8 protein-coding genes are annotated in these 7,827 nt (G+C 39.6%); 2 read left to right on the top strand and 6 right to left on the bottom strand.

What is annotated here, in order from left to right; translation table 11 throughout:
* The coding region (locus AC1DRF_RS12670) for an Orn/Lys/Arg family decarboxylase (protein WP_477740861.1) at positions 1-209 on the top strand (209 nt) is incomplete at its 5' end.
* 35 nt (positions 210-244) lie between these two features.
* On the opposite strand, the gene AC1DRF_RS12665 is transcribed toward AC1DRF_RS12670, so the two are convergent.
* Entirely contained in the window at positions 245-370 is a 126-nt protein-coding gene (locus AC1DRF_RS12665; RefSeq protein WP_098906928.1) for a GapA-binding peptide SR1P, read from the bottom strand.
* Between the two features lie 392 nt (positions 371-762).
* On the opposite strand from AC1DRF_RS12665, the gene AC1DRF_RS12660 reads away from it, so the two are divergent.
* Complete coding sequence (locus AC1DRF_RS12660; RefSeq protein WP_057241788.1) at positions 763-2,283, top strand: glycine betaine uptake BCCT transporter; 1,521 nt, start codon at positions 763-765, stop codon at positions 2,281-2,283.
* Positions 2,284-2,333: 50 nt separating this feature from the next.
* Here the strand turns inward: AC1DRF_RS12660 and AC1DRF_RS12655 are convergent, their stop codons facing one another.
* From AC1DRF_RS12655 to pdhA, 5 genes are all read right to left on the bottom strand, one after another.
* A complete protein-coding gene (locus AC1DRF_RS12655; protein ID WP_043979546.1) occupies positions 2,334-2,576 on the bottom strand; it encodes a hypothetical protein in 243 nt (80 codons plus the stop codon).
* A gap of 249 nt (positions 2,577-2,825) precedes the next feature.
* Positions 2,826-4,238: a dihydrolipoyl dehydrogenase gene (lpdA, locus tag AC1DRF_RS12650; protein ID WP_013082295.1), complete on the bottom strand. Its 1,413-nt coding sequence runs from the start codon at positions 4,236-4,238 to the stop codon at positions 2,826-2,828.
* Positions 4,239-4,241: 3 nt separating this feature from the next.
* Positions 4,242-5,543, bottom strand: coding sequence for a dihydrolipoamide acetyltransferase family protein (locus AC1DRF_RS12645; protein ID WP_013082294.1), 1,302 nt, complete (start codon positions 5,541-5,543; stop codon positions 4,242-4,244).
* Between the two features lie 102 nt (positions 5,544-5,645).
* Positions 5,646-6,623 carry an alpha-ketoacid dehydrogenase subunit beta gene (locus tag AC1DRF_RS12640; protein WP_013056055.1) on the bottom strand — a complete coding sequence of 326 codons (978 nt, stop codon included), beginning with the start codon at positions 6,621-6,623 and terminating at the stop codon, positions 5,646-5,648.
* Between the two features lie 3 nt (positions 6,624-6,626).
* Positions 6,627-7,742 carry a pyruvate dehydrogenase (acetyl-transferring) E1 component subunit alpha gene (gene pdhA, locus AC1DRF_RS12635; protein ID WP_013082293.1) on the bottom strand — a complete coding sequence of 372 codons (1,116 nt, stop codon included), beginning with the start codon at positions 7,740-7,742 and terminating at the stop codon, positions 6,627-6,629.
* Between the last annotated feature and the right edge of the window lie 85 nt (positions 7,743-7,827).

The raw sequence follows: 7,827 nt of genomic DNA, 5'->3' as shown, positions 1-7,827 counted from the left end.
CTTTTCATGAATCGGCAGGCCGTATTATTGCGGAATTTGTGATGGTCTACCCTCCCGGTATTCCTATTTTTATTCCTGGGGAAATCATCACTGAGGAAAATTTAACCTACATTGAAACAAACTTAGAGGCAGGTTTACCTGTGCAGGGTCCGGAAGATTTTGAATTAAAAACATTTCGTGTCATTAAAGAACATAAAGCAATTCAATAAAAAAGGTGCGGAAATCCGCACCTTTTTTTATTGAATTAATCTAAATCTTCATCTGCCTTTTGACATTCTTCGCTTTTACATGTTGAGTATAATCGCGTCACTTTCTCATCTTCGAAATGATCAATTGTGCAGTTACATGTTTGACATACGATTGTTCCCATTTTGTAAACTCCCCTTTAACCGTCTTTTTTGTAAGCGTTTTACAACTCTTGATATTATATTATTATGTCACATTAAATATGTCAACAACTAATTAGTATGTCACATTAAAAATATTTTTCACATAAATGTTATATTTGTTTTCAAAAAGCTGAACGCTTAGCATCATCTCTATTTATATGAAAAAACAATGTCTAATTTCACATCTATTTCAGCACTTTAAAATAATTAAGAAAAATAAGAATTTGTTCTCTTTCCGCTTTTTCTTACTAATAGGGTAGACATTTCATACAAACTTCACTAAAATGTATAACCATGTGGTTTCATGTATAGCTGAAAAGGCTATATGAAACACTATGTTATGTAAAATAGAATAGGAAAGGAGTGTTAATCGATGAAAAAACTGACTCCCGTTTTTATCATTTCGGTTATTATTGCTGCAGTATTTATCGTATGGGGTGTTATTCCGGAATCTACGCTAGGAAGCGCAGCTCTCACACCTGTTACATCGGCAATACATAGTTTTATCATCGAGAAATTTGGCTGGTATTATTTATTAGCGGCTACATTATTCTTGGTTTTTACGCTGTACTTAATTTTTTCAAAGTACGGAAACATTAAATTAGGTAAACCTGACGAAAAGCCTCAGTATGGTTATGTCTCGTGGTTTGCCATGTTATTTAGTGCTGGTATGGGGATTGGACTTGTATTCTGGGGTGTTTCAGAACCAATCAATCATTTTCATACTCCACCTTCTGGTGAAGGCGGTACAGCAGAATCAGCTCGTGCAGCTCTACGTTATTCGTTTTTCCACTGGGGTTTACATCCTTGGGCTATTTATTCCGTTCTTGCACTGGCCCTTGCATATTTTCAATTTAGAAAAGGTTATCCGTTCATCATCAGCAATATTTTACGTCCACTATTAGGAAAACGTGTTGATGGACCTCTTGGAACGATCATAAACGTCATCGCCGTATTTGCAACTATTTTTGGGGTGGCAACGTCTCTAGGACTGGGCGCTATTCAAATTACCGGTGGAGCCTCTTACTTGTCGCCAAGTATTGACAATAATTTCACGACTCAATTAATTGTTATTATTATCGTGACGTTCTTGTTCATGCTGTCAGCACAGACGGGGCTGAACAAAGGTATTAAGTATTTGAGTAACATTAATATTGTTTTAGCTATTCTGCTAATGCTGTTTTTGTTATTTGCAGGTCCAACCAACTTTATTATGGACTTATTCGTTACAACCATTGGCAGCTACATTCAAAACTTGCCGTCAATGAGTTTTCGATTGAGCCCGTTTGATAACAGCACCTGGGTTCAAGATTGGACAATTTTCTACTGGGCATGGTGGATCGCTTGGGCACCGTTCGTTGGTACGTTCATTGCTCGTATTTCACGAGGCAGAACCATTCGAGAATTTTTAATTGGTGTACTAGCTGTTCCGACCGTATTTGGTGGATTATGGTTTGCTGTATTCGGAGGTTCTGGGGTCTACTTAGACTTTTTTAAGGATCTTCCTGTTATGGATGTTATCAACAATAAAGGAACAGAAGTTGCTTTATTCTATGTACTTGAACAATTTCCATTTGGTACGTTCATGTCCATTGTCGCTATTTGCTTAATTGCTACGTTCTTTATTACATCAGCTGACTCAGCTACATTTGTTTTAGGAATGCAGACAACAAATGGTGATCTAAATCCTTCAGGCTCTATTAAACTTACGTGGGGATTAATTCAATCGTTAACAGCAATCATTCTGCTTTGGACAGGTGGTTTGGACGCGCTCCAAACAGCTGCGATTATAGCAGCACTTCCATTCTCAATTGTGCTGGTGCTAACCGTCTTCTCATTAATGAAAGCATTTAAAGAAGAAGGCGCATTGAAAAGAGAAAAGAAATCTGTGTAAGACAAAAAAAAGCGTTAGCTTATATAAGCTAACGCTTTTTTTATGCAATCTTACGCTGTGCAAAATAAAATTAGTTGATAACATGTCAAGCAGACAGCTGAAGTCGTACCCGTCATCATAAGCGCCAGTCTTTTAGATTTGACGTTCATTTCTGCTATGCCGTAAGCTAAATAAGCAAATACTAAAAATAAAATAATTTTAGATGTCAACTGATCACGTTTTGATAGCAATTCAACCAGTGAATAACCCACCCAAATAACAATGTGTAAGCTCCAAACGAAATACGTCTTCATAGCTCCTTCGCCGCCTTTTCATTCGTTATCCAAAAGAGCAATTTTTTATCTACCTATAAGGAAAGCACGTCCCACTTCATATGTATGCATCTAGAGCTCATTTAAGACTGCCTCAGCGCTTTTTACACGTTTCCTCTAAAGGAGGATACTCATCATCAACAAAAACTGTCTGACAAGCATCTGATACTTTATGAAAACCGTTTTCTTCAAAAAAAAAGCTGATGCATACGCATCAGCTTTTTAAAAACATTATTTCACAATGTGAATTGGGCTTCCAATAGCTACTTCAGCAGCTTCCATTGTGATTTCACCTAATGTTGGGTGAGCGTGAATTGTTAATGCGATATCTTCAGCTGTTACGCCAGCTTCGATAGCAAGACCAAGCTCAGCGATCATATCAGATGCGCTAGGTCCAGCGATTTGAGCACCAACAACTACTCCGTCTTCTTTACGAGTGATAAGCTTTAAGAAGCCTTCTGCAGCGTTAAGTGCAAGCGCACGTCCGTTAGCAGCAAATGGGAATTTAGAAGCTTTAACAGCTAATCCTTCTTCTTTCGCTTGTGCTTCAGTATAACCTACAGATGCAAGCTCAGGCTCAGAGAATACAACTGCTGGAATTCCTAAGTAGTCAATTTCAGCAGGTTCGCCAGCGATTACTTCAGCTGCGATTTTACCTTCGTAAGAAGCTTTGTGTGCAAGTGGTGGTCCAGTGACGATATCACCAATTGCAAAGATATTGCTTACAGATGTACGAGTTTGGTTATCGATTTCGATAAGACCACGGTCAGTCATTTTAACGCCAACTTGCTCAAGACCAAGCTCATCAGTATTAGGACGACGACCTACAGTAACTAATACGTAGTCAGCATCGATTACTTTTGACTCTCCGCCTACTTCAAACGTAACTTGTACGCCGTCAGCAGTTTCTTCAACACCTTTAGCCATTGCTTTTGTATAGATTTCAACGTTTCCTTTTTTCTTAAGGTTACGTTTAACAAGTGAACTCATTTGTTTTTCAAAACCAGCTAAGATTTCATCAGCAGCTTCTACAAATGTAACTTCTGTACCGAAGTTAGCAAAAGCAGTACCAAGCTCAGTACCGATGTAACCTCCACCGATTACAACTAATTTTTTAGGAACTTCTTTAAGCGCTAATGCACCTGTAGAGTTGATTACGCGCTCAGAGAATTTGAATCCAGGGATCTCGATTGGGCGAGAACCAGTTGCAAGGATAGCATTTTTGAATTTGTACGTTTGTGCAGAATTTTCATCCATTACACGCACAGTTTCGCTGTCAACGAAGTAAGCTTCACCTTTTACGATATCAACTTTGTTACCTTTAAGGAGGCCTTCAACACCGCCAGTAAGTTTGTTTACAACGCCGTTTTTGAATTCTTGAACTTTAGAGAAATCAACTGTTACGTTCTCAGCGATAATCCCCATGTCTTCAGAATGTTTAGCGTGTTCAAAACGGTGACCTGCAGCGATTAATGCTTTTGAAGGAATACAACCAACGTTTAAGCATACGCCTCCAAGGTTACCTTTTTCTACGATTGTAACTTTTTGACCTAATTGAGCTGCACGAATTGCTGCAACGTAGCCACCAGGGCCAGCACCAATGACAAGAGTATCAGTTTCGATTGGGAAATCTCCTACTACCATTTATTACGCCTCCATTAATAATAATTCTGGATCATTTAATAAACGCTTGATTTGGTTAAGAGCGTTTTGAGCTGTTGCGCCATCGATAATACGGTGGTCAAAGCTTAGTGATAATGCTAATACTGGAGCAATTACAATTTCACCGTCGCGTACAACTGGTTTTTCAGCGATACGTCCGATACCTAGAATTGCAACTTCTGGGTGGTTGATAACAGGAGTAAACCATTGTCCACCAGCAGAACCGATATTTGTGATTGTACAAGAAGCGCCTTTCATTTCAGCAGGAGCTAATTTACCATCACGTGCTTTTCCAGCAAGGTCGTTAATTTGATCAGAAATTTCGAACACAGATTTACGATCAGCATTTTTCACAACTGGTACTAAAAGACCTTTTTCAGTGTCAGCAGCGATACCGATGTTGTAGTAATGTTTTTGAATTACTTCATCAGTAGAGTCATCGATTGAAGTGTTAAGAGCTGGGAACTTCTTAAGTGCTGAAGTTAACGCTTTTACCACGTAAGGTAAGAATGTTAATTTAATACCTTGATCTGCTGCAACTGTTTTGAATTTTTTACGATGAGCAACAAGAGCTGTTACATCGATTTCATCCATTAATGTTACGTGTGGAGCAGTGTGTTTAGAGTTAACCATAGCTTTTGCGATTGCACGACGGATACCGCTCATTTTCTCGCGAGTTTCTGGTAGGTCGCCTTCAGGAATAGCTTGTGCTGCTGCTGCTTTTGGTTCAGCTGAAGCAGTTTCCTCTTTAGCTGGAGCTTCAGCAGTTGCTGTAGCTGTAGAACCACCAGATAGGAAGCCATCGATGTCATCTTTAACAATACGTCCGTTTTTACCTGAACCAGGAACAGCTTTAATGTCTACACCTTTTTCACGAGCATATTTGCGCACTGAAGGCATAGCAATTACTTTACGGTTAGGATCAACATCAGCTTGTGCTGCAGGAGCTGTTGCTTCTTCAGTCACTTCTTCAGTTGAAGCTTCTTCTTTAGCTTCTTCTGCTGGTGCATCATCATGATCGTCACCTTTGAATTTTAAGTCTTCGTATCCAGGAGCATCAAAAGTAACGATAACTTGTCCTACAGTAGCTACTGTACCTTCGTCAACTTTTACTTCTAATACTTTACCTTTTACAGGAGATGGGATTTCAACAACAGCTTTGTCATTTTGTACTTCTGCTAGTACATCATCCTCATCAATTTCATCTCCAGCTTTTACGAACCATTTTACAATTTCACCTTCGTGGATACCTTCACCGATATCCGGCAGTTTAAATTCAAATGCCACGTGTCTTCACCCTCCTAGTTAGTTGCGTTCAATTTGTTAGTGTTTATTTTATCTAAGACAGAAATCAGCACAAAGCTGATTTCTATCACAGTAAAATGCTAATTAAAATTCAAGTACTTTCTTAGCTGTTTCAACGATATCTTTGTGATCTGGTAACCATACGCCCTCAGCTTGAGAGAATGGGAACACAGTATCCGGTGCTGTTACACGTAATACTGGTGCTTCTAAGCTTAAGATTGCACGATCGTTAATTTCAGCTACAACGTTAGCTGCGATACCAGCTTGTTTTTGAGCTTCTTGAACTACTACTACGCGACCAGTTTTTTCAACTGATGCAAGAATTGTATCGATATCTAAAGGTTGAACTGTACGTAAGTCCACTACTTCAGCAGAGATACCTTCTTTTTCTAGTTCTTCAGCTGCTTTTAATGATGAGTGTACCATTGCACCGTAAGCGATAAGCGTTACGTCTGTACCTTCACGTTTCACATCAGCTGTACCTAAATCAATTGTGTATGATTCTTCAGGTACTTCTTGACGGAATGAACGGTAAAGCTTCATGTGCTCTAAGTATACAACCGGATCGTTATCACGAATTGATGAAATTAAAAGACCTTTTGCATCGTATGGAGTTGAAGGAATTACAACTTTTAAACCAGGTTGAGATGCTACGATACCTTCTAAGCTATCAGCGTGAAGTTCTGGTGTATGAACGCCTCCACCGAATGGTGAACGGAATGTAATTGGTGCATTCCAGCGACCGCCAGAACGGTAGCGCATACGTGCAGCTTGACCTGATACAGAATCAAGTACTTCGTATACGAAACCAAAGAATTGAATTTCAGGAACCGGACGGAAACCTTGAGTCGATAGACCCACAGCAAGACCACCGATACCAGATTCAGCTAATGGCGTATCGAATACGCGATCTTCGCCGAATTCTTGTTGAAGACCTTCAGTCGCACGGAATACTCCACCGTTTACGCCAACGTCTTCACCAAAAACTAATACGTTTTCGTCGTTTTTCATTTCTGTGCGTAACGCATCAGTAATCGCTTGAATCATTGTCATTTGCGCCATGGCTTACTTCGACTCCTTCTCTTTGTAGATTTCATATTGCTCTTGTAAGTTTGAAGGCATAGTTTCGTACATGATTTCCATTAAATCTGTAACTTTTTGTTTTGGATAATCGTCAGCCTTCTTAATAGCTTGTTTGATATCTTCTTTAGCTTGCTCGATTACTTTGTTTTCTTCTTCTTCATTCCAGATGCCTTTAGCTTCTAAGAATTTACGGAAGCGAACAAGTGGATCTTTCTTTTCCCACTCAGTGTCAAGCTCAGCTGTACGATAACGAGTTGGATCGTCACCAGCCATTGTATGTGGACCATAACGGTAAGTTAATGTTTCAATTAAAGTTGGACCTTCACCGTTTACTGCACGCTCACGAGCTTCGCTTACTGCAACGTATACTGCTAGTGCATCCATACCGTCTACTTGAACGCCTGGGATACCAACAGCCGCTGCTTTTTGAGCGATTGTACGTGCTGCAGATTGCTTTTCAACTGGTGTTGAAATTGCAAAGCGGTTGTTTTGTACAACAAAGATTGCCGGAGCTTTGAATGCACCTGCGAAGTTCATACCTTCGTAGAAGTCACCTTGTGAAGCTCCACCGTCACCTGTATAAGTGATCGCTACTGCTTTTTTACCGCGCTTTTTAAGACCTAGTGCCACACCAGCAGTTTGCACGATTTGTGCACCGATGATGATTTGTGGAGAAAGTATATCTACACCTTCTGGCGCTTGGTTACCGTGGAAATGACCACGAGAGAATAAGAACGCTTGATATAGTGGAAGACCATGCCAAATTAACTGAGGCACATCACGGTACCCAGGTAAAATGAAGTCTTCTTTTTCTAATGCGAAATGTGAAGCGATTTGAGAAGCTTCTTGCCCAGCAGTTGGTGCATAGAAACCTAAACGACCTTGACGGTTCAATGAAATTGAACGTTGATCAAGAATACGAGTGTATACCATGCGAGTCATTAACTCTTTTAATTTTTCGTCAGATAAATCTGGCAACGCTGATTTATTTACTACTTCGCCCTCTTCATTAAGAATTTGGAACGTTTGGTACTGCTCAGCGATTTTATCAAGTTGCTTTGATACATCAATAATAGCCTTTTTAGTTTTAGCAGCCATCTAAGTCACCTCTTCCTTTCATTTAAGCCGTATAAATTCATTTTACTAATCAAACAAACATACACGCTTTTAGAATGTCCCAAAT

The sequence above is a fragment of the Priestia sp. P5_B4 genome (assembly GCF_056400385.1).
This window is presented reverse-complemented; position numbering and strand designations above follow the sequence as displayed.

Bases quoted from the DNA above. Each gene is read 5' to 3' on its own strand.
- AC1DRF_RS12665 (WP_098906928.1), bottom strand. From the start codon at position 370: ATGGGAACAATCGTATGTCAAACATGTAACTGCACAATTGATCATTTC.
- AC1DRF_RS12660 (WP_057241788.1), top strand. From the start codon at position 763: ATGAAAAAACTGACTCCCGTTTTTATCATTTCGGTTATTATTGCTGCA.
- AC1DRF_RS12655 (WP_043979546.1), bottom strand. From the start codon at position 2,576: ATGAAGACGTATTTCGTTTGGAGCTTACACATTGTTATTTGGGTGGGT.
- lpdA (WP_013082295.1), bottom strand. From the start codon at position 4,238: ATGGTAGTAGGAGATTTCCCAATCGAAACTGATACTCTTGTCATTGGT.
- AC1DRF_RS12640 (WP_013056055.1), bottom strand. From the start codon at position 6,623: ATGGCGCAAATGACAATGATTCAAGCGATTACTGATGCGTTACGCACA.
- pdhA (WP_013082293.1), bottom strand. From the start codon at position 7,742: ATGGCTGCTAAAACTAAAAAGGCTATTATTGATGTATCAAAGCAACTT.